Here is a 325-nt window from a genome sequence, read left to right as displayed (position 1 = left end):
CCCTGCAGTGGACGGTGCGGCAGGGCCTGGTCGACCCCCAACGCGTCTGCATCGCCGGCGCCAGCTATGGGGGCTATGCCACGCTGATGGGCCTGATTAAGCAGCCCGAGCTCTACCGCTGCGGCATCAACTGGGTGGGGGTGACCGACATCGACCTGCTCTACAGCATCCACTGGAGCGATCAGGGCGGCGAGTGGAAGGGCTATGGCATGCCGGTGCTGGTGGGCGACCGGGAGAAGGACGCCGAGCAGCTGCGCGCCACCTCGCCACTGCAGCGCGCCGGCGAACTCAAGCGTCCGCTGCTGATGGCCTATGGTGCCGAGGA

Annotated in this window: 1 protein-coding gene; it reads left to right on the top strand. The window is 68.0% G+C overall.

Features of this window, described 5'->3' with window-relative positions:
* Positions 1–325 (top strand): S9 family peptidase (locus tag H5407_RS23840; RefSeq protein ID WP_183106941.1); only part of this gene is annotated, 325 nt, incomplete at both ends.

This window comes from Mitsuaria sp. WAJ17 (genome assembly GCF_014174515.1).
GTDB lineage: Bacteria > Pseudomonadota > Gammaproteobacteria > Burkholderiales > Burkholderiaceae_C > Roseateles_B.
The sequence above is the reverse complement of the archived record's forward strand: the minus strand, read 5'-3'. Positions and strand labels throughout refer to the sequence as shown.